The organism is Rubinisphaera italica (assembly GCF_007859715.1).
GTDB classification, from domain to species: Bacteria; Planctomycetota; Planctomycetia; order Planctomycetales; family Planctomycetaceae; genus Rubinisphaera; species Rubinisphaera italica.
This window is the reverse complement of record NZ_SJPG01000001.1, coordinates 3582502-3604619: the sequence shown is the minus strand read 5'-3', so window position 1 is coordinate 3604619 and position 22118 is coordinate 3582502. Positions and strand designations below refer to the sequence as shown.

The following is a 22118-nucleotide window of genomic DNA, read 5'->3' as shown; positions in this document are numbered from 1 at the left end:
CCGTTGCGTGCAGATAACAGGAAGCATCTCATGACGAGAGATCTTCAAAGATCTAAAAAACAAGCATCTGACAGTCTACGGAACTTCGTAGCGGCCATGCTGACTGGCGGTGTTTTCAGTTGCCTGTACTTCAGTTTCGATTCTGCCATTGCAGACGATCCGATACAGATAACCAGACTCTCCAGATTGGAAGTTCAGTCGATCATCGAAACTCCTGATCGTGCAGACATCCAGGTTCTCGAAACTCAGAAAGTTCCGAATCCTCAAGACCAGTTGAATTCGACGGCAGAAGTTGTTCCGGCTAATCCCAATGTCATCGCTATCAAGCAGGCTATTGATATTCTTCAACAAGGAGTGGCGCGGCTCGAAAATGTGGACAAGTATTCCTTCATCTTTAATCGGCAGGAGCGCATCGAAGGAGAATTGCGTGACGAACAGCAAATCGCAGTCAAATTGCGACATGCTCCCTTTTCCGTTTACATGAAATGGATGACTGGCGATCGAGGCCGGGAATTACTTTACACAGAGAATGAAAATGATGGTCGTATGCTTGTGAAACTGGGTGGGCTAAAAGGTCGGTTCGTGCCGACTCTTAAACTCGACCCGCATGGAGAACGAGCCAAGGCAGAATCTCAGCATCCGGTGACTCAAGCTGGTCTCAAAACAATGGCCAACGAATTGATTAAAATCCGCATGCACGACCTGGAACTTGCCAAGACGCCAAATTGTATTATCGAAGAAGGGCATACCTTTAACGATCGTCCGTGTATCAAAGTTTACGTGGAATACGTTTCCAAAGAATCGTCACCAGAATTTCGCAAAGCAATTACTCTGATTGATAAAGAATTATCTTTGCCCGTTTACAGCCGATCGTACACTTGGCCTAACGAAAATATGGTCGATGTCGAACAGGAATCTCTGGTTTCCTGCTATCAGTTCAGCGATATCGTATTTGAAACCGAACTGGCCGATGCAACTTGGAACACGGAAAACCCGGACTACCGATTCCGCTAACGCAAAGTTCATTTGACAGGAATGTTAACTTTTAAGATCAGGAGGGTCTTTACCATATCCACCCGAATCAGCTACGGCTGACTCGGGTGTTTTTTTATAGGAACGACGATAAGACCTGCATCGCAATGGTTCCAACCATCAATGATTTACTCAAGACGTATCATTCACCTGCAGTTAGCTTTCGACATGTATTACATCCAGACACAAATTGAACTGTGTTGTTATCGAAGAGACGGCTTTCGTCTCTTCGGCAGTATTGGTGCATGATCGAATAAACCATACTCATTCACACTCCATAACGATCCGAAGGGTTGGAAGCTTTTATCAGCTTTCAGCCCTTTTTTTATTTGCAAATTTTATTCAGTAAGCAAAAAGGGTCGCCCAGATAGCTCCGCTATCTGGGTGGACGAAGTCCACAATAGGACTGCAGTTTAAGGGTTTATTTTCTAACTGGCTTCTTGCGACTTTGCCGCCCCGAAAGAATCTTTTGGGCGAACTGGAATTTTGTCATTGACACAAAAATTATTGATGAACAATAAAAAAGAGGCACGTCTCCGGAAAGACGTGCCTCTTTTGAATTCATTGGACGCGATTCGCTTTAGCCCATTTCCTGCATCTTCTTACAGATGGCTTCTGCCATTTCCTGGGTTCCGACGGCCGTTGGGTCGTTGCGATCTTTCTTCAGGTCGTAAGTGACATCTTTGCCTTCAGCGATGATGGCTCCGATAGCACGATCCAGTTTCTGAGCAGCTTCCAGTTCGCCCAGATATTCGAGCATCAGTTTGCCGGAGAGAATCAAAGCGGTTGGATTCACTTTGTTCTGACCCGCATATTTCGGAGCAGAGCCGTGAGTCGCTTCGAAGATCGCTGCATCAGGGCCGACGTTTGCACCAGGAGCGACTCCCAATCCGCCGACGAGTCCTGCACACAGGTCGCTCAAAATATCGCCATACAGGTTTTGAGTCAGAATGACATCATAAAGTTCTGGCTTGAGCACCAGCTGCATGCACATGTTGTCGATGAGACGTTCTGTGTAAGTCAGGCTGCTGCCATCTTTAACATTTCCAACCAGTTCGGGAGAAGGCTGCACGCCATTGGCGAGTTCTTCCCATTCAAACTTTGCTCCATAAGCCAAAGCGACTTCGCGGGAAACATCGTACCACAGGCCATCCGTATATTTCATGATGTTTGCTTTGCAAACCGATGAAATGGATTTTCGCTTGGTACGAATCGCATAATCGAAGGCAAAGTTGGCAATTTCTCGAGAACCTTCCCGGCTGATCGGCTTGATGCTGATTCCCGTTGTGCTCGTTGATGTATTGATCTTCTTGCCAGTCGCGAATTCGTTGATTGTTTTGATCAACTGAGCCGTTTTTTCTTCACCAGCCTGGAATTCAACGCCTGCATACAGGTCTTCTGAGTTTTCTCGGATCAGAACGAGATCGACATTCGCATCCGAATAGCGAGAGAGCATTCCGGGATAGCTTTTGCAGGGACGCACACAGGCAAACAGGCCTAACTCTTGTCGCAGGAAGACGTTAACACTGCGGAAACCTTTTCCGATGGGGGTTGTGATTGGAGCTTTCAGTGCGATTTTATTGGAACGGATTGAATCCATCACTCGATCGGGCACACTACCTTCTGCTTCGATGACTTCGATACCACATTCCTGATGATCCCACTCAATTTTTACGCCAGTCGCATCAATCACTTTACGGGTGGCTTCAGCGATTTCCGGGCCAACTCCATCCCCTGGAATCAAAGTGACTTTATACATTAGTTCCCCTTACTCATAAGTTGCGTAATAAATGCGAGCTGTCGTCTGATTTTCTGATGAAAATGATGTCTTTACAGCGTTTGAAACACATTATCGTAACCATCTATGCACTGCAAGCGGGCAGAGTTTGAACGTCTTCGCTGTGACAAAAAAGTAAGGGGCAATGATTCAAGCCAGCTCACTTTCACTTATGACTCAAAAAGTCCAAATCTCAGTAATTTCCAATGATCTCTAATTCCCGCCTAAAAAATGCTTCGGGGAGTGTCGGGGCTATGTTAAAATTGCCGATTCTTATGATAAATGAGTTTCCTACTGGCGCGTAAGGTGTTCACCATTTCATTCAAAATACGCAATTTGAACTCGGGGATGTGGCCTCAGTTGCTCACAGCAATGCTGGTTCTGCTGTTTGTCTCTCCGCTTACGGCTGGGGAGGCAATAATGCGGAGTGGGTTCAAGATTGAGTTTGAAGGCAAGCCAGAACCTGTTCAGGGGCTGACTCTGGATCTGATTCGTCGCGGAAGTTCGGGACCGATTACCAGTTATCCATTCACGAAATTTGAAGATGGTCCCCGAATTACTTACCTGCCGCAGGCTCAGGTGCAGGAAATTCAACTCGGCTCGCCGAATGTCGAAGAGTTTAATATCACAATTCCACCAGGTTCGCGTACGATGACTTTCGGATCTGTCGGCGGTTATCGCGTCATTCAACCATTTTCGGATTTCGGTCGTCGAATCATCGCATTGAATACACCTCGGGGAGAATTGAATGTCGTGCAGTCGATTTCCCTGTTGCGTCCTGATTATGTCAGACTCAAAGCCCTCAAAGAGAACTGGGAATACGCAGTGACCACGCAGAATATTCCACCTGATGTCCTGCGATCCACGCTCTCAATGGCCATCAATGAGAAAAATCCGAATGATCGATTGGCAATCGTTCGATTTTTCATTGATGCCGACATGCTGATGCAGGCTCAGCAGGAATTGGATCGCATTGAAAAAGAAGGAGAATTCCCAGATTTTGCGAATCGTATCCATGAACTCCGCCTGCTGATCCGACAGCTCCAGGCGTTGGAGTTTTTAAACGAATTCAAAACTCGACTCGCAGCAGGGCAATATGAACTCGTTTATGAGAAAGCTCATCAGTTCCCGCGAAAGGACATCAACCAAGCAACTTTGCAAGAAGTCGATCGCATCATTAACGAGCATGAAGCTGCATACGAACAGATGGACCGGATTCGTGCGGAGTTATCGCGATTGCAGGTTGAAGTCAAAAGCCCGGAACAATTAGTCCGCTTTCAGGATATGCGTTCGGTCATCGACAAACGTCTCACTCGGCATAATCTAGAAAAGCTGACACCGTTTACCCAGAACCTGGACGACCAATTCTTGTCGGCAGAGCAAAAACTGGCTCTGGCTTACTCCGGTTGGGTCGTAGGTCCTGCATTAGCGGAAACCGATGCTGACACCGCCATCAGTTACTGGGATGCCCGCGATTTGGTCCGTTCTTATCTGCAAGTGACAAATCCCATTCGCAAGCAGGAAATCTATCATTCTATTTCCCAGCTTGAAGGGATCGGTCCCGATATTCTCGCAGCAATCGTGCAGAATATGGGACCAGCTTACGAAACTCCTGCCTCACAAGTTGGTGTGCCCTTCACATTGAATACGATGAATGTTGGCAATTCCTATCGCTATCAGGTGTTGCTGCCACTCGGGTACTCTGCGGATCGGTCTTATCCGCTGGTTCTGGCTTTGCCATCTGCGGGAGTTCCTGCTCAAGCGGAGGTTGCCTGGTGGGGTGGTTCGTCTTTGGGCGGGCCTGCTCATCGGAATGGTTACATTGTTATTTCACCGGAATGGCCAGCCGAAGATATTTCGGGTTCCTCGGCTGTGCACGAAATCGTACTCGATATTTTACGCGATGCCCGCAAGCGGCTGGCAATTGATAGCGACCATGTATTTCTGGCGGGGCATGGTACGGGAGCCAGCGCGGCTCTGGATGTCGGCATGTCTCATCCTTCCGAATTTGCAGGCTTGATTTCGATTGGCGGCCGGTTCAACGAATACGCGCATCATTATTGGAAAAACTGCGATGCCCTGCCTACCTATTTTGTAGTCGGCGAACTCGATGGCGATCTCTACAACGCCAATTCCAGCGAGTGGACACGCATGATGAAGTATGGTCAGGATGTCGTCCTGACACAGTATAAACAGCGTGGCGGGGAAGATTATCGGGATGAACTTCCCCGGATTCTCGACTGGATGAAGCTGCATATTCGCGAATTGCCACCGCTGGAATTTGAGCGAGTCACGATGCGATCTGGCGATAACCGCTTCGACTGGTTCGAATTTTCCGGGCTACCCGAAGCAACCCTCAATCCTCGAGTCAGTCCAGGAGGCCGTCTCATTCCGGCGACGGCCCTGCCTGTCGAAGCGACAATCACGCCCGGTAATAATATCTACGTGAAAGTGGCAGCTAATCGCGTCACACTCTGGCTGACGCCGGAGTTGGTCGATTTTACAGATCGTGTCAAAATCCGCTGGAAAGGCCGAACTCAATTCAACGATTTCCCGGAACCAAACGGCGAAACGATGTTGCAACACTTGGACTTCACCGGAGATCGCAACAGGCTGTACTGGATGCGCGTCGATTTGTAAATCAAGACCGTTACTTGGGGGCGACTGGTCGCACATTACAACTGTTGGAACTGCAAGATTCGAACTCTTTCTCGAATTCATCAGACAGAATCCCGCTGATTGTCGAAATAATATTGAACGTATCGTATCATTCTTCAGGTTGATTCTATTCCTGAGAAGTTACTCCCACGTTCAAAGTATTCATGGCTGAAGAAATTCTGAAATCTCTGACACTCTGGCTTCCCGGTGTCAGTATTATGATTGCACTTACGGTCGCTTCGGCTTTTTTCTCAGGCAGTGAAACGGCTGTTTTTTCGCTGACTCGCGATGACCTGCAAGGCTTTCGGAATGGTAAACCGGGTGAAAAGCAAATCGTCCAACTGCTGATCGATCCTTCGCGACTGTTGACCGCGATATTGTTCTGGAATCTGGTGATCAATCTTTCCTACTTTGCTGTGAGTGTGGTGGTCTCTCGCAGATTGCTCATCAATGGCTACGATAGTGTAGGCTGGTTGCTGAGCATTTTTGGAGTTGTTTCGATCATTCTATTTGGCGAAGTCCTTCCCAAAAGCCTTTCCGTTGTGATTCCTGGAGCCATTTCTCGTCTGGTGGTATGGCCGTTATCTATTTCGGTTCGCATGCTCGATCGTGTTCTCCCGATTTTGGCGGTCATCACAAGAGGTTTGACGCGGGGTTTCTGGCCGAAACTCCAGGAAGAAACCATTATCGATGCCGAGGATCTTGAAAAAGCGGTGGATCTTTCTTCGCAATCCAGTGAGATGATCGCCAATGAGCGGATTATTTTGCATCACATTTTAGACCTGTCAGAAATCGCGGTCGAAGAAATCATGCGGCCGCGGGGAACGTATTTGACAGTTAATGAAGAGGCGATCTGGCAGGACTTTGGTCATTCCACTCCGCCAGGAGGCTTTGCCGCGATTGTTGAATCGGGTACCGATCAAGTGCAAGGCGTATTCTGGATGCATGGGACCATATACTCCGAATCCAAAGGTCTAAAATCATTTCGTGAAACCGTTGTGTATGTCCCCTGGTGTGCGGACGCAGCTCGGACTTTGAGCCTGATCCGTGCAAAGTTGTGTCATGTTGCAGTTGTGGTCGATGAATATGGCCAAACCATTGGTTTACTTACTCAACAAGATTTACTGGACACGATTCTCTCAACATCCCCAAGTCGAGCCCGACGGATTTTGAAGCGGGAGGCGATGCTGAAAATTGGCGATCACACGTTCCATCTCGATGGGCTGACAACGCTTCGTTATCTTGCATCGCATTTAGGCATTGATTTCGATTCCGATCAGGAACCGAGTGTAACCGTTGCAGGTTTGCTGCATCAGAACTTACGACGGTTTCCGGAAGTGGGCGATGAAATGCTCTGGCAGGGCTGGAAGCTTCGCGTCATTGATGTGACCGCTCCAGGGCGTGTGCGTGTTCTACTGGAACCAGGTGATAACAGTTTCCTTCAGAATACGGAGGGCTCTGAATGATTGTCTGGATAGGTATTCTGTTGCTGTTTCTGGTGGGGATTCGACTTTCTGCATTTTTCAGTGGGATCGAGACCGCCTTTTATCGGGCGAGTAAACTCCGGCTCAATATAGATGCACAAACTGGAGACAAGCTTTCAAAACGCATCTTCGGATATGTCAGCGATCCCTCTCGTTTTGTGGCAACAATTCTGATTGGCAATAATCTGGCCAATTATGTAACGACCTGCGCAATTGGGTATGGAGCAATTCGAGCGTTGGGAAGTCTTTCCGAGGCGATGGAAGTCGGAGTGACGGTGTTACTTTCACCGGTGATATTTATCTTTGGGGAATTGCTGCCGAAGACTTTGCATTATCGGTCACCGCTAATGATGCTCAAACGCTACTTTCGTTTCTTTGAAGTGGTTCATTTTATTTTACTGCCGATGAGTTGGCCTTTGATGATCCTCACAAAGTTGTTTCAAAAGTTTGGTGGAACCGAACTGCAGCCGATGCTGCGAATACTGGGACGTCGTCCTTTGGCCAGCGTGATTGGACAGGGACGTGATGAAGGGATTGTGACCGACGTGCAGCACAATCTGATGCAAGGGATTTTCGTCAACGCCAGCAAATCGATTCAGGCTCTCATCGTTCCGAAAAGCGTGGCTTTCAGTTTCGATGGAGAACTCTCTCAGTCGAATTTGATGGAACATGCCAAAGCGTATGGCCAGGTCTATGCTCCCGTTGTGACAGAAACTGGGAATGGGCCATTGCCAGTCTACTTTCGTGTCAGTGATCTGCTGCTCTCTCGGGCACCCCTTCAGGAAATTCAACACGAGTTGCCTCGAATCGACTCGGATGCCTCGCGTCTGGAAGCCTTGCTGATTTTGCAGGAAAGCGAACAGGATCTGGGAGCCGTCTACAATAAAGGGAAACTGATCGGCATCATTTACCGTCAGGCACTGTCGGAAACGTTGTATCAGGGTGGAATGTCGGTGACTGCAACAGTGCTGTAGGGAATTTTTTTTTGATCAGGCGAGCCGAGTCAGTCATGACTCGGGTATTTTCATGATCCCTGTGAGATATTTTGAACAGAGGAAAGTCGCTGATTAATTGGACCTACCCGAGTCATGACTGACTCGGCTCGCCTTAAATGTATTCAAGAAGTCACTCAATGTCGGTTAGGTTATTGAAACTCATAACCAAACGATTCGGAATATAATTGTTCTCAGTGATTTTTCCGATTTATTGGGATACGCTTCGCTAGCCCACCCTACTTTCACTTGCAGTCGCCTAACTTGAGTCGTTTTTTCAATTTGCTCGAAAAACCTTAAAAATAAGTGGTTTTCAGATGTTAGAAGACGTTCTGCCCCCGAACTTGATGTAATTCTTTCAAGCTCAGAACGTTTCTGGGAAACTCTTGACCGTCCGGGGATTCTTGCATTAAAACCCGCCTCGTCAGGTGACGGCAAGCAGTCAGGACGACAGCGAGTTTCACCCGACATTCATTTCACTGACCCATCTCATCGTTTGCCCAACGAACGATATTTCGAAGTCAGCAGTCGCAAGGACGCGGCTGTGAGATTTCACCCTGATCATCGATGCGAGCCTGCCCTGAAAACTCGATGTGAGGGATTGAACCCCGTCTTCCATAAGACTTGCGTTCATCACTGACCCAGACCCAATCATACACTTTCACTTAACCAGGACTGTGCCCATGTCGTTTCCACGATTCCGTCCTTGGACGGCCGCCTTTTCGACAGCGTTGTTGCTGTCGGTTGTCAATCAAGCAGATGCTCAACTCTTCCGTAATGGTCTCTTTGGAGGCAACGGAGGTTGTAATGAATGTGCAGCAACTCAACAGGTTTCCTTTGCTCCTCAGCAAGTTGCCTATGCACCACAACAGACCGGATATGATCCCTGCAACGTCTGCTCTCAGCAGCAGGTTGTTTATCGTCAGGTTCCTGTAACCGAATACCGTCAGGTGACTCAAACTGTCCGTAAGCCAATTGTTGAAACGGCTTACGAAGATCGACAGTTCACCGAATATAAAACTGTTTACGAAACCAAAACTGCTCAGATCCCAACGGTCTCTTATCAGAATGTCACAGAGTATCAAACTGTGCAACGCGATATGGGACGCTGGGTCAGCTATCAGCAGCAGAATCAGAAAATTTCACCGTGTGCGTATGATGGCTCGCCTGGCCTGTTCGGCATGTTTAACCGCACACGGCAATCCCTCAAAAATGCGTTTACGCCTTCGGTCACAACGCATCGTAAGTATTGTTCGAATGTCGTTGCTCAGCAGGTGCCCGTCACTCGTCAGGTAGCGATTCGCGGAGAAAAGACGGTCAGTTATCAGGTGGCCCGTGTGGTTCCTGAAACAACGACTCGACAGGTTGCAGTTCGAAAAATTCGCTGGGAAGACGAACAGGTTGTTGCGTCTCTTCCAGTGACAAGTTATCGCACCGTGCCGATTGGAACTCAGACTGCATTCGGATTCGTACCTTACCAGGAAGGTGCTAACAGTTCTGTGACTGCTCAGGCTCCTGTGCCTGATCCGATCTCGGTTCGCAAAGCAGAAGCACCGACTCCTGCCGTGAAGAAAACGGCTGAAAAAGACAGCAAATTTGAACCAGAACCAGCAAAAAAAGATAACGGCGGAACATTCAGCCCCTTCGGCTCGGGAATGAATGAATCCAAAGAGCGAAATCATGTTCAACCTGCGACTTACCAAGAGGTTGTCCAAACGAACCACTCCCCGGCATCCCCTGCCAAACCAACTGCTCCTTCGATGATTCGATCGAATGGTTGGCGTGCTCGGACCACTCTGTCCGAAAACTCCTCTCTTTCTTCAGGCTCGTCGACGGACGGACCTGCCCTCCAAGTGGTGAAAGCCACGAACTGATCCCCCCTTGAATGTGTGCGTCCTGCTTGCTCGCTCCCTGTCCCCCCCCCTCGCGAGCAGGGCGAACTAGCACATTCCCCCCGCGGCACCGGAATCATTCCGGTGCCCTTTTTTTATGCGCGGATATAATTTACGTGAGTGCCGATCAAATTCACTTGTTCCCAAGCTGCTGCTTGGGAACACTCAGGTTTGAAGCTCTGCTACAAGTCGTTTCGGTATGCAATGTTATTGCCCCGAAGCGGAGATTCGAGTATTGGCGTTTCCAAGGAGGTCCTTGGGAAGGAGGATAATTTCCTGTTGTTTTCTCACAGAATCACGCAACCTCTACGTCTTTCGTTGCGTTTCGTACGCCAAGACTGAATAATCGAAGTTCATTTCACACTGGAAATCAACACTCACTTCGATTGATAGACGTTAAGGCCAGTTCATGTCGATAAAGTTTCGCTGTCCTGATTGCGGTCACGGAATCAAAGCTCCTGATGCCGCAGCGGGAAAAGGGGTCCGTTGCCCGAATTGCAGCAAGAAGGTCAGAATTCCTGACGGTTCCGAGAAGAGTCCATCCTCTACACGTCGCAAAAAAACGAAAGAGCCGACGTCAGAGGACAGCAATGCATTTCTCGAGAACATCGATTTGGGAAATGCTGAAGCAGCTGGTGTGGTCCTCTGTCAGAAATGTGCTGCACAAATTCCACCTGAGGAAACGACCTGTCCGGAATGTGGCTTCGATCCCGAACAATTGACCACAGCCGGTCGCCGTCGCTCGAAGATGGCAGCGAAAGGAATCGATCCAAAATCGTATTACGCGAGCCTCTGGAAAGAGCCGTTTGCATTTACGAAGTCGAATTTCAAACAGGTGATGAAGACCGGATGGATTCTTGCTTTCTTCTTTGTTCTTTCCTGCTTCTGCGGCTATTGGCTGACATGGGTGGCCACTGGTCCACCATTTGGTTTCTGGACACTCCTGACAACGGTCACCACGATGATACCGTTGGGATGGTTGTTGGTTCAGCATCTCGAAATCGTGCAACTTTCGATGGAGAAGAAAGACACCATCAAGAAGATTCGCTTCGATTTTGCGTTATGTGGCATGAGCGGAATCAAATTTGTGTTCTGGGTTTTTATTTATGGATTACCATTCTGGATTGTCTTTGGCGGTCTGGGAATTCTGTTGGATTCAATGGGAATAGGCATCGGACCAGCAATCGGTATTAGCCTGGGTTGGATCTCGATTCTCATTTTCACTCCGCAAGCGATGTCTCATCTTGCGATGCCTGTGGAATCCCAAGGTTGGATCTTTCCTAAGGTTGCCAAAACACTTCGTCTAACGTTCGTACCTGGGCTGATGTGGGCATTGCTGTTTCTGGCTGTGAACTTACCTGTGATTGGTGGTATTGCTGGCGTTTATTTTGTCGGAGGACAGAAGTTTGAGCAGTTTATGAAAGTGCACGAGGAGCATGCACAATTGCATCGAGCCAAAGTGGAAATAAAACTTGCCGAATCCTCAGGGATGGATGATCGTAAAGCTGCAGCCCAGGACAAATGGGGCGCAATTGCTCAAAAGGAAGATTTGGAATCCGAAAACTACACAGCTCTGATTCTTCCCATTGTCATTGGAATTCTCTGCTGTTTTCTGATTGGTTTTTCCAGTGTTGTAACCGCACGAGCGAACGGATTGTTCACTGCCAATCTCCGAAAAGGATTGAATCTGATCGGTTCCAAGAAGGAGCTGACTTATGTCAAGAAACAAGATGGCAACGACAAAATCCGCAATCGCAAAACAACTGTGATTGCACCTATTGGAATGCGAAGCCTGGCATATGTAATCGATGTGCTGGCACTGATGGCATTAAACGGCACTGTTCTCGGAATGATTTATTATGTGGCGACTTCATTTGACGCCGATTTCGAGTCATTGACCGCATACATCATCAGTTTATGTGTGTCTTCCATTGGGCCAACCATCGCGTTTGCCTTCTACTTCATCAAAAATGAAAGTGGTTACGAACAGACAACTCCCGGCAAAGGAGCCATGAAACTGTTTGTAGCCGAGGATGAACGGTGTCAACCAATCACAACGGGGCAAGCCGTGATTCGTTTTCTTTCCTTCTGGTTTATAAGTTGCTTTCTCACAGCCGGGATCGGAAATTTGATCGCCTGTTTCCGGCCAGATCGCAAAACACTTCACGATATAATCTCGGGAACACAAGTACGCATGGATACGCCTAAGGCAAGTGAACCGCCGGCTGAGTAGAAATAAAACTTCTCTCTACCGTACACCATTTAAGCCCTGTTCCGATTGGTCACTGGATTTCCTGTAACATCTTGAAAAGGACCTCCGGAACGTCCCCGCCACCTGGGTTTAATTATTTTCCGGTATTCATTTGGAATTCGGTAAAGAATGGTTTCTGCAGTCGCATGGGTATCAATGTGCCTTTGCATTTATGCTTTATGTCCTGAATTGTTGTTTGCATCAGTCCAAATGCAGAACATTCAAATTGGAACTGCTCTAGCTCAGGCGAGTTGAGTCGAACATGACTTGACTTGCTTTTTTATTGGTGCAATGCCTGGAAAAAACTGCAAAAATCCGGGTCATATTGACACAAATGTGGAATTTTCTCTAAAGATTCCTACTGTCAAAGTTCTCATCCTCAATTTTCTGCCATCGATCAAGGATGGCTTCAGGTTTTTCCGCGCACAAAAACACTGATTATCCCGCCCATTTAACTGTGTCTGGCTCTCATGGCCGCAACTCCTCCTGTCGAATCTGATACCGATCTCGACGACTTGCCGATTGAACAATCGAGCACGTCGATGTTCGGAATCTATCCCATGCTGGCGCTGGCTATCATTATTGGGATTGGATTGCCGACGGGAATCTGGGTGATGATCAGTGAGCCGGAGATGACCCCTCTGGAAAAGACGGTGGAGTCAATCGAATTCCTTCGACAAGGACGAACACGAACGGCCTATATGCAGGCCATACAAATGCTGGATGAAGGAGTCGCGGAACCGGAAATTGGGGGGTCGCTCGAATATGTCATCGGTGTTGCCCTATTTCGTAAAGCCGAGCGGGTTTCCCAGGAAGCCGCAGTCGGGTACGAGGGAATCGTCGAGCCGACATACCGACTGGCAATGCGCTATCTGGAAAGGGCGAATCAAAAATCGCTGATGGTGGAATTGATTCCCAGCTGGCAATACGCCTTGGGCTCCTGCTATTACAAACTGGGACAAATCTACGATGCCCGGGAAATTCTCGAATCGGCTTACGATATCGCAGAGGAAGATCGCGATGATATCATTCTGATGCTTGCGCAGTGTTATCTCGATCCCAACGTGCTGAAATCCTCATTGGTTCATCCGACTAATATCATTGAACAACACAAGAAACGTTCCGAAATTATTCAGGGACTCAGACACGAATTTTCAATTCCAGAACCCCAGCTCAGCGACGCTGATTTAGAAGCTGGCGAAGTATCCGAGACAGATAAGCTCGAATATTCTGAATTAGAAAAACGCCATCTGGCAACACTATGTTTAGCTGATTTACAGCGACAGGATGGCGATCTTGTCGCAGCAACTCAAACGGCTAACAGTATAAAAGAACTCGATTTTGTCGATGAGCTCTCCCTGGAACGACTGGCAGAATTGCATGATAATCTCATAATTCTCAAAGCTCGGATCCTTCTGGATCAAAAGAAACCGGTAGAAGCTCGCGAACTGTTAAGTCAGATTATTGATATGAAATCGGGTTTAGAGCAGAAATTGATCCTGCAGGGACATTTTCTGATGGGAATGACATATGCTGCAGAAGATCGGTTCGATGTTGCACTGAAACACTTTAGTAAACCAGCAGCAGTTTCTGATTCCACTGTCTACTTTCCAGCGAACATGTATGCCGGAGATATCGCACGCAAACGAGGTCTTCACGAAGAATCACTTACTTATTTTCTACACGCCTTGTCGAATGTCGAATCGACCGATCAGTTTGCTAATCCCTGGATCGATCTGGATGAAGCACGCCAATTGATTCGGAATGCCTGGGAAGACTGGGGGAATTCCGAGAGTTACGAGCAATATCGCCTGGCGCACGAACTGACTCAGAAAATGGTTCCTCTGTTCGCCACAGGATACACGAATGGATTGACCGCACTCGTGAGCCGGAAGCGTGCGGAGTTGATTTCTCACGAGTATGAATCTCAAACGAACGATGTCATAAAATTTCAGGATGTGCAGGATCATTGGAAAAATGTCGGGCATGCGTATGCACAACTGGCTAACAGTTCTCGGGCGACCAATCGATACGCTCAAACCCTCTGGGAATCGAGCGAATATTATCGTCGGGGTAACGATTTTGAAAATGCATTACGAATGCTCGATCGATACATCGCCTCGAATCCCAGAACGGGCTTACCAGCGGCTTTCAATTTCAAAGCAAAATTACTACTCGATCTGGATGGTTACGATGAAGAACCCCGAATCGAGCAGGCCATCCAAATACTGCAGGCGACTATCCGCGACTATCCCAAAGATCAACTTGTTTACGATGCCCAACTCTTGCTGGGACGTGCATTGCTCGAGAACGGACAAACCGATGAAGCGATAGCAGTCTGGCGGTCACTGATTCTCGAAAGTCCGCTCACACCGGAAGCCACCGAATGGCAACAGGCTTTGTTTGCATTGGGGCGGACACTTTTTCATGTCACTGAAACCCGCCCAGACTTTTTGCAACTCAAACCAAAAACGCCAGCAAAGGCTCAATCTCCACAACAGGACCAGCGCTATAAACGAGTCGAAGAAGCCATTCAATGGCTCGATGAATTTGTGAGACGTATACCCGATCATGAATCGATCCACGAAGCCCGTTGGTTGCTCGCCAAAGGATTGCGGTTCCGGGCTCGACGTCCTGAATCGCAGTTGCGCATGGCAGAAACAGAAAACATGAAGCAGGAACTCAAAAGCGAAATCTATCGCTATCTGGATCAATCCAGTCAACAGTATCAGATCCTCAGTGAAGAGTTATCGTTGCTGGACCAACGTGGCAAACTCGATAGTATTTCCAAACAATTTCTGCGCGATTCCTATTTCGAACCGGCTCATATTCAATTCGATCTTGGTCAATTTGAAAACGATGACGATTCCTACCGCAAAGCCATCGACTTATACAGCAATGCCGCTTTTTATTTTGCCGGGCAACCTGTCATTCTGATTGCCTACTATCGCATCGCGGAATGTTATCGCAATTTGAATGCTTATGCAGAAGCTCGGCGTCAGTTGGAACAGGCTCGCGTGATCTTAAATCAGATTCCAGGTCCATTCCCACATACATCAACGAATTTCACCAAGCAGGAATGGGAAAAACTACTCGAACAATCCATTCGCCTGTATGACCTGGCAATCGATGCGGATCCCCAAACATTCAATTGAACTCATCTATTTGACAATCGATCGAGCTCCTGAAAGACAATTTATGACTACGAAACTATATTCTGCTGATGAGATGCAGTCTATCTTTCAACATCGATTTGAATACAGTCGTTTATTGACAGAGTTGACGGACGAGCAATCGACCTTCATTTCCAGTGAGGATTATAGCGGCTTGATTGAACTACTGATGCGGAAACAAACCGTGATCGAAGCCTTACATCAATACTCCAATGGAGAACCACCACTGCAGCAACAGTGGTGTGACTTGAGGGATTCTCTGAATTCTCAGATCCGCTCGAAGTGCGAGCAATTGCTCGACGCGACCGAGCAGAATCTGGCTGAAGTTATGCAAAAGGAAGCTGCATGTACTCAGCAAATGCAATCCCAGCGGGATCATACCCGTGCTCAACTCGAGTTGGTCTCTGGTGGAATCGCGGTTCAGGATGCTTATCACGATGACGATCAATCCTCTCAATTTGACAGTAATTTTTAATGAGTAGATCAGGCACTGCCTGACGAAATTCGACGTCCATTATTATTCATGTCAGGCAGTGCCTGACCTACAGCTTAACATTACGCGGACAACATCATGCTTGATCCCATTTTACAACAGACAACTCTCCCCATCCTCGAGCAGGCGGCCATTTTTGGTCAGAAGCGGCATCAGGTGCTCGCGGGAAATATCGCCAATATCGATACACCCGATTATCGCACGCGCGATCTGTCTGTTGACAAATTTGAAGAATCGCTCAAACAGGCCATCCAGGCACGCAGGCACAACGCCCATCCGCAACCGATGCTACCGAATGTGCTGGGCCAGTCTCCGGGCAGCCCCTCCCTTTCACAACTGCATTGGCAGCAGGCAAGTCTGGGAAATCCTTCGGTACTTAACTCCACCGGACAAATGGGGCAGGTTCAGCCGAAACTCGAAGATTATTTTCCAAAGTCTCTTTCCGTTGCAGAATCGGTTAACAACCGGAACTTGACTTTCCACGATGGAGCCAACCGCAGTATCGAAATGGAGTCGATGGAAATGGTGAAGAACGCATCCCTCCAGGGATTCGCCATCGAAGTGATGCGATCTCAAATGAGCATGCTTGAGGCGGTGATCAGCGAGCGTGTCGTTTAAGGCAAACCGAATCAACTTGCTCATCTACAACATTAAAACACAGGAGTCACTCATGTTTCGCACAATCGACATCATTACCAGTGGCCTGGTTTCACAGCGTCAACGACTCAACACAATTGCCGAGAACGTGGCCAATATCAACACAACTCGGGATGCCGAAGGGAATACCGCTCCGTTTCAAAGACGGTTCGTTGCCTTTTCCGCTGAAAAATCTGACGGTAAAGCCGCAGGAGTCGAATATCAAGTTGAAAAAGACACAACTTCCGATCCTCGCAGAGTTTACGAGCCGAATCATCCCGACGCGGATGGTGAAGGTTATGTCAGTTACCCAAATATCAATCTTGTCACAGAGTTCGTAAATGCATTAGAAGCATCTCGTGCCTACGAAGCCAACGTCGTCTCGTTCAATACCACTCAGAAAATCGGCGACATGGCACTGCGAATTCTCGCCTGATCCCTCCCGCATACTTCACATCTCCTCCCTGAGGAAAACATCACATGAATCCTTCGATTCTGCCAACCTCAATCACTCCTGCGAATTTGCCAACCTGGACCCCCCCAGTCAAAAGCACTGAAGGATCCCAGCCGGTCGATTTTCAGAAGATGTTGTTTGATTCGATCCAGGAAACGAGCAACCTTGGACACACTGCCGAGCAGAATATTGAAACACGATTGATGGGGGGCGATATCACGTCCGCGGAAGTTTTTACCAGTATGAAGAAAGCCGATATGGCTCTCAAAATGATGATGCAGGTGCGGAACAAAGTGGTCAGCGCGTACCAGGAAGTTCAGCAGATGCGGATGTAGTTCACTAATTTTCAAAGCAATCAACATTACTTTCACTGATATCATTCTCAAAGATTGGGAATATGGACATCTTCAAAGAAACATATCGTCAGTTCCGCGATTTATTCGTGTCGATGCCGGTCAGCCAACGGATGACCATGGTCACGGTGACGGTCTTGATTCTTGGTGGGTTCGGATATCTGGCGTGGAACGGTTCTGGAGAAGGAAGTTTCTCACCAGTTTCCGTCGGCAAAACATTTTCGGTGGCTGAGTTGATTCGTGCAGAAGAGACGCTGATCAGTCAGGGTAAAACCGACTTCAAACGTCGTGGACAGCGGTTGCTCGTCCCTGCCAATAAAGTCGAAGAATACAACGCGGCTCTCCTGGCAGCAGGCAGTCTGCCTCAGAACTGGGCCGAAGAGTGGGAGCAGCAATACACCGACATTGGCCCCTTCGCCAACAACAAACAGATGGATACACGCAAGGAAATCGCTCGCGCAAAACTTGCCAGTCAAATGCTCTCGGCTTTGCCGGATATCGATTATGCAAATGTCGTATGGGATCAGGAAGAGAAAGCCCGCTGGCCAGCGCAGCCGAGAACGACGGCCACTGTTTCAGTTCGTCCCAAACCCGGTCATGAAATTCCACAAACGCTGGTGCACGCAATTCGTGTTTCGATTTCGGGCATGAAAGCGAATTTGAAACCGGGTGATGTGACCGTCCTCGATCTCGGTCGTGGGATTGCACATCAGGAGTCTTCCGAAAACGATCCCTTCAACGATCGTGTCCTGCAGCGAATACAGCAGCTCAAAGAGATGTATCGTAACGACATCCTCTCGGCGATTGATTACATCGATGATGTACGGGTGGCGGTAAACGTCGATATCGACAATATCAAAACTTCGGTTAGTCGCGAGCAGATCATGCAGACGCAGGGCTCGACACTTTACAGTGAAAACTACAACGTCAAGAACAACAGCAATCAATTTGCCACTCAGAAAGAGCCCGGGCAAAATGCCAATGGTCCGATGAATTTGGCTGCCACTCAGCGGCCGCAACAAACGCAGGATACTTCCACAACCAAAGAGTCTGTTTTAACCGCTCCTTCCTACAAAGTGATTGAGGAGGCTGTTATTGGAGCCTTGCCGGAGAATGTTCGCGTCTCGGTTGTTGTTCCAGAATCGTATTATCGTGTTGTCGCCATGCAATCCGGTGAACTTACAGCGGAATCGACGGAAGATGAGATTCGGGCGGCTGCTCAGAAATATCAGCCGGAAGTGGAAGAGGCTCTCAGAAAGCGTGTCTCCAAAATTATTCCGATCCCAACCGGACAGAATGCGAGCGACTTTATCGACATTGGGTCTTACATTGCGACGCCCCATCAGGAGCAGACTTTCACCACACCGTGGACAGAAACCTTATCGTACTTCTTCAAGCAATGGGGCAGCGCGATCGCACTGAGTATTTTTGCACTCTGGGCATTCTGGATGTTAAATAAAACCGTCCGAAGCCAGACGCCTCCTGAAATTCCTGAAGAAGATCCTCTCGCAAAAAGCAAAGTCACTGAGGAAGCCGAAGAGGAAGAATACGACGATCTCACTCCTCAGGGAGATACGAAACGCGTCGATCATCTCCAAAGCCTGGTTCGAAAAAATCCCGATATGACTGCCTCAATCATCAGTTCCTGGATTCAGGAAGCGAAGTAATCAAAAGGCAGGACAGGCATCCAGCCTGTCTTGTCAGTTATGTAACTATTTTGTAAGCGTTTATTCCTGTTACTGGAATCAAAGAGTCTCGCATGGATGCCATTCGAAAATCAGCCATCTTATTATTGACGTTGGAAAAGCCACTCGCACGCGAAGTGATCAGTCAGATGCCGCGCGAACTGGTTGAAAAGGTAACGCTCGAAATTGCGAAAATCAAAAATGTTTCCCGCGAAGAGCAGGAAAAAGTACTTGACGAATACTACTCAGCTGCTCGGGAACGAACGCCGATTGAGCGGGGAGGGTTGCAGACCGTCGATGATTTACTGAAAGATTCGTTCGGAAGCGATGGGGCTTCGATCCTCGAAAATGTTCGTCAGTCCATGAATTCCGTTCCGTTCGGATTCCTGCATAAAGTGGGGGCAGAAAACGTTCTGACTTTTATTGTCGAAGAACATCCGCAGACCATCGCATTGATCCTCTCTCATTTGCCAGCCTCACAGGCTGCGGAAGTTTTGAGTGGATTGCCAGCCAACAAACAACTCGAAGTGATTCGACGAGTTGCTCATATGGAGCAGACCAGTCCGGAAGTTGTCGATGACGTCGAGAAAAGTCTCGAAGGTCGTATGCTTAGCACGATCAATCAGCAACTTGAAAAAGCGGGCGGTGTGCCGATTGTTGCGGAGATTCTCAACCTGACTGACCGCATGACCAATCGAGGCATCCTGGAAAATCTTGAAGAGGAAGACAGTGAACTGGCCGATGAAATTCGCCGACTGATGTTCGTCTTCGATGACCTGATGAAACTCGATAACAAAGCCATTCAATCGCTCCTCAAAGAAGTGGATAACAGCCAGTGGGCATTGGCGCTCAAGGGAGCCTCGGAAGAGATTCGCGAGAAAATACTTTCCAACCTTTCCCAACGTGCTTCTGAAATGCTCCGGGAAGAAATGGAGTTCCTTGGCTCCGTACGCGTCAGCGATGTCGAAGCGATGCAGTCTCAAATTGTCGATGTTGTTCGACGTCTCGAAGATTCTGGAGAGATTGCCGTTTCCGCTGGGAATTCCAGCGAGCAGTTTATTGCATAAAAATATGAAGATTTGAGATCGCAATGAGTTCCAGTACCCGAGTCATGAAATCGAATACGATTAGCGCAGCGCTGGCTGGTGGCCAGTTTAACTTTGAAGATCTGCAACTACGCTGCGAAAATTATCTGGAAACCGTCCGGCAACAATCTCGTCAAATGTTGCTCGATGCTCAGGAAGAAATCGAACAGCTCAAGCAGGAAGCCAAAGCAGAAGGTCATCAGCTTGGTCTGCAACAGGGTTTGCAGGAGGCTGAGAAAACATCACAAGAGAAAGTGAAGCAGGAAGCAAAAACTCAGGTGGACAAAAAGTTGCAAGCCGTCCTTCCAGGATTGCAGCAGGCGGCCAGCCAGATTCAGGATCTGCGTCAGGATGCAGAAGCGTATTGGCAGCAGCAATCAATCGAGTTAGTGCTCGCGATCACTCGGAAGTTGATCCATCGGTCGATCGCCAACGATCCAACGATTGTTGCCGATCGAATCAAAGATGTCCTGAAACTTGTGATGGGGCAATCCGAAATCCAATTGCATGTTTCCGAGCAGGACCTGGAACAACTGAGTGATCAGCTCGAACAGGTGACCAGCAGAATTCATCAGACGAAAGTCCAGTTAATTGGCCAGCCAGAATTGGCATCAGGAGAGTGCATCGTTCAAATGAAATATGGTGAGATTGATGCCCGTATCGAAATGCAACTCCAACGCATAGCCGAGGAATTGCTGGGAGAAGCGAGTTAGTCTACTCGTAGGTCAGGCACAGCCTGTCCTGCATTTTTGAAAACGAATTTATAGAAAACGTTCATGGACGGACGAAATCAACTTCAGTGGAGCACGAAGCTGGATGGTGTAATGCCCTATGGCTTATCGGGACGGGTTACGCGCATCTCAGGAATGTCTGCGCATGTGAAAGGTTTGCCGGCTCCGCTCGGCGCTTTGTGCCGGATTTCCAGTGCTCACCGCTCTGCTGTCGATGCCGAAGTCGTCGGATTGAATGACGATGAAATTATCATTCAACCCTATCAGGATTTGGCCGGTGTCAAAGGGGGTGATCTGGTTGAATTGAAACAGACCAGGCAGTCCTTACGAGTCGGTGAGGCATTGCTGGGGCGTGTTGTCAACGCACGTGGACATTATATCGATGGTGGCCCCAATACAATTTTACCACATGCGATTCCACTCCAGTCTGCCCCCATTCCTCCGCTCAATCGTCCCCGTATCGATCAAACTCTGGAAACGGGTGTACGAGCCATCGATAGTATGCTGACCTGCGGTCAGGGGCAACGGCTCGGAATCTTTGCAGGCAGTGGTGTCGGAAAAAGTACATTGCTGGGACAATTGGCCAAGTATGCCTCAGCAGATGTGAATGTGGTTGTCCTTGTTGGAGAACGAGGTCGGGAAGTCAGAGAATTTCTGGAACGCGATCTCGGTCCCGAAGGACGTGCCCGCAGTGTACTGGTTGTTGCGACCAGTGAAGAATCCGCATTGTTACGACGACAATGTGCCTATACAGGAACAGCTATCGCGGAGTTCTTTCGAGATCTTGGCCTGAACGTTCTGCTCATGATGGATAGCGTGACCCGCTTTGCGATCGCTCAACGCGAAATTGGTCTGGCAGCTGGCGAACCACCTGCGACCCGCGGATATCCGCCCAGCGTGTTCGCTCAACTTCCGCGACTTCTGGAACGAAGTGGACGTACAGAGCAGGGCAGTATTACCGGATTATACACCGTGCTCGTTGAAGGTGATGATACCAATGAGCCAATTTCGGATACCGTTCGTGGTATTCTGGATGGACATATTATTCTCTCGCGTGATTTAGCTCATCAGTCTCATTGGCCAGCGATTGATGTGCTCTCGAGTATCAGTCGATTGATGAATGAACTGGTCACTCCCGAACATCTGCAGGCCAGTCAAGGCTTGAAGCGACTGCTGGCAGCGTATCGGCAATCCGAAGATATGATCAATATTGGAGCCTACCAAACCGGTTCCAATCGCGAAGTCGATCGAGCGATGCAATTGAAACCACTCATTGATCGGTTCCTGCAGCAATCTTCTATTGAACACATGCCTGCTCAGGAAACCATTCAGCATTTGTTGAAATTGGGTAGCCAGTTGATCTCAACCCCAACCATCCCAAAACCGGAACCTCAATCGGCAACGGCCAACTAATACAATCCC

The 22118-nt window shown here is 48.4% G+C and carries 16 protein-coding genes; 15 read left to right on the top strand and 1 reads right to left on the bottom strand.

Annotated elements, in window-relative coordinates; all coding sequences use genetic code 11:
- Positions 1-30: 30 nt before the first annotated feature.
- On the top strand, positions 31-1014 hold the full coding sequence (locus Pan54_RS13410) for a DUF1571 domain-containing protein (RefSeq protein WP_146503960.1): 984 nt from the start codon (positions 31-33) through the stop codon (positions 1012-1014).
- Between the two features lie 598 nt (positions 1015-1612).
- Here the strand turns inward: Pan54_RS13410 and Pan54_RS13405 are convergent.
- Entirely contained in the window at positions 1613-2791 is a 1179-nt protein-coding gene (locus tag Pan54_RS13405) for an isocitrate/isopropylmalate dehydrogenase family protein (RefSeq protein ID WP_146503959.1), read from the bottom strand.
- A gap of 366 nt (positions 2792-3157) precedes the next feature.
- Between Pan54_RS13405 and Pan54_RS13400 the strand changes: the two genes are divergently transcribed.
- From Pan54_RS13400 to Pan54_RS13335, 14 genes are all read left to right on the top strand, one after another.
- On the top strand, positions 3158-5449 hold the full coding sequence (locus tag Pan54_RS13400) for a carboxylesterase family protein (protein ID WP_146503958.1): 2292 nt from the start codon (positions 3158-3160) through the stop codon (positions 5447-5449).
- 182 nt (positions 5450-5631) lie between these two features.
- Positions 5632-6933, top strand: a complete 1302-nt coding sequence (locus tag Pan54_RS13395; protein WP_146503957.1) for a CNNM domain-containing protein — start codon at positions 5632-5634, stop codon at positions 6931-6933.
- Entirely contained in the window at positions 6930-7925 is a 996-nt protein-coding gene (locus Pan54_RS13390) for a CNNM domain-containing protein (protein ID WP_146503956.1), read from the top strand. The genes Pan54_RS13395 and Pan54_RS13390 overlap by 4 nt, the downstream gene beginning before the upstream one ends.
- A 701-nt stretch (positions 7926-8626) precedes the next feature.
- Positions 8627-9817: a hypothetical protein gene (locus Pan54_RS13385; RefSeq protein WP_146503955.1), complete on the top strand. Its 1191-nt coding sequence runs from the start codon at positions 8627-8629 to the stop codon at positions 9815-9817.
- Positions 9818-10244: 427 nt separating this feature from the next.
- Positions 10245-12068 carry an RDD family protein gene (locus Pan54_RS13380; RefSeq protein ID WP_146503954.1) on the top strand — a complete coding sequence of 608 codons (1824 nt, stop codon included), beginning with the start codon at positions 10245-10247 and terminating at the stop codon, positions 12066-12068.
- Positions 12069-12556: 488 nt separating this feature from the next.
- Positions 12557-15241 (top strand): tetratricopeptide repeat protein, encoded by a 2685-nt coding sequence (locus Pan54_RS13375; protein WP_146503953.1) that lies wholly within the window; start codon positions 12557-12559, stop codon positions 15239-15241.
- A 43-nt stretch (positions 15242-15284) separates the two neighbouring features.
- Complete coding sequence (locus Pan54_RS13370; protein ID WP_146503952.1) at positions 15285-15734, top strand: hypothetical protein; 450 nt, start codon at positions 15285-15287, stop codon at positions 15732-15734.
- Positions 15735-15830: 96 nt separating this feature from the next.
- On the top strand, positions 15831-16370 hold the full coding sequence (locus Pan54_RS13365) for a flagellar basal body rod protein FlgB (protein WP_146503951.1): 540 nt from the start codon (positions 15831-15833) through the stop codon (positions 16368-16370).
- 52 nt (positions 16371-16422) lie between these two features.
- Positions 16423-16824: a flagellar basal body rod protein FlgC gene (gene flgC, locus Pan54_RS13360; RefSeq protein ID WP_146503950.1), complete on the top strand. Its 402-nt coding sequence runs from the start codon at positions 16423-16425 to the stop codon at positions 16822-16824.
- Positions 16825-16868: 44 nt separating this feature from the next.
- Positions 16869-17177: a flagellar hook-basal body complex protein FliE gene (gene fliE, locus Pan54_RS13355; protein ID WP_146503949.1), complete on the top strand. Its 309-nt coding sequence runs from the start codon at positions 16869-16871 to the stop codon at positions 17175-17177.
- A gap of 62 nt (positions 17178-17239) precedes the next feature.
- Positions 17240-18862 (top strand): hypothetical protein, encoded by a 1623-nt coding sequence (locus tag Pan54_RS13350; protein ID WP_146503948.1) that lies wholly within the window; start codon positions 17240-17242, stop codon positions 18860-18862.
- Between the two features lie 92 nt (positions 18863-18954).
- Entirely contained in the window at positions 18955-19947 is a 993-nt protein-coding gene (gene fliG, locus Pan54_RS13345; protein ID WP_146503947.1) for a flagellar motor switch protein FliG, read from the top strand.
- Positions 19948-19970: 23 nt separating this feature from the next.
- A complete protein-coding gene (locus tag Pan54_RS13340) occupies positions 19971-20678 on the top strand; it encodes a FliH/SctL family protein (protein ID WP_146503946.1) in 708 nt (235 codons plus the stop codon).
- Positions 20679-20741: 63 nt separating this feature from the next.
- A complete protein-coding gene (locus Pan54_RS13335) occupies positions 20742-22109 on the top strand; it encodes a FliI/YscN family ATPase (protein ID WP_146503945.1) in 1368 nt (455 codons plus the stop codon).
- Positions 22110-22118: the final 9 nt, after the last annotated feature.

Bases quoted from the DNA above. Each gene is read 5' to 3' on its own strand.
- Pan54_RS13410 (WP_146503960.1), top strand. From the start codon at position 31: ATGACGAGAGATCTTCAAAGATCTAAAAAACAAGCATCTGACAGTCTA.
- Pan54_RS13405 (WP_146503959.1), bottom strand. From the start codon at position 2,791: ATGTATAAAGTCACTTTGATTCCAGGGGATGGAGTTGGCCCGGAAATC.
- Pan54_RS13400 (WP_146503958.1), top strand. From the start codon at position 3,158: ATGTGGCCTCAGTTGCTCACAGCAATGCTGGTTCTGCTGTTTGTCTCT.
- Pan54_RS13395 (WP_146503957.1), top strand. From the start codon at position 5,632: ATGGCTGAAGAAATTCTGAAATCTCTGACACTCTGGCTTCCCGGTGTC.
- Pan54_RS13390 (WP_146503956.1), top strand. From the start codon at position 6,930: ATGATTGTCTGGATAGGTATTCTGTTGCTGTTTCTGGTGGGGATTCGA.
- Pan54_RS13385 (WP_146503955.1), top strand. From the start codon at position 8,627: ATGTCGTTTCCACGATTCCGTCCTTGGACGGCCGCCTTTTCGACAGCG.
- Pan54_RS13380 (WP_146503954.1), top strand. From the start codon at position 10,245: ATGTCGATAAAGTTTCGCTGTCCTGATTGCGGTCACGGAATCAAAGCT.
- Pan54_RS13375 (WP_146503953.1), top strand. From the start codon at position 12,557: ATGGCCGCAACTCCTCCTGTCGAATCTGATACCGATCTCGACGACTTG.
- Pan54_RS13370 (WP_146503952.1), top strand. From the start codon at position 15,285: ATGACTACGAAACTATATTCTGCTGATGAGATGCAGTCTATCTTTCAA.
- Pan54_RS13365 (WP_146503951.1), top strand. From the start codon at position 15,831: ATGCTTGATCCCATTTTACAACAGACAACTCTCCCCATCCTCGAGCAG.
- flgC (WP_146503950.1), top strand. From the start codon at position 16,423: ATGTTTCGCACAATCGACATCATTACCAGTGGCCTGGTTTCACAGCGT.
- fliE (WP_146503949.1), top strand. From the start codon at position 16,869: ATGAATCCTTCGATTCTGCCAACCTCAATCACTCCTGCGAATTTGCCA.
- Pan54_RS13350 (WP_146503948.1), top strand. From the start codon at position 17,240: ATGGACATCTTCAAAGAAACATATCGTCAGTTCCGCGATTTATTCGTG.
- fliG (WP_146503947.1), top strand. From the start codon at position 18,955: ATGGATGCCATTCGAAAATCAGCCATCTTATTATTGACGTTGGAAAAG.
- Pan54_RS13340 (WP_146503946.1), top strand. From the start codon at position 19,971: ATGAGTTCCAGTACCCGAGTCATGAAATCGAATACGATTAGCGCAGCG.
- Pan54_RS13335 (WP_146503945.1), top strand. From the start codon at position 20,742: ATGGACGGACGAAATCAACTTCAGTGGAGCACGAAGCTGGATGGTGTA.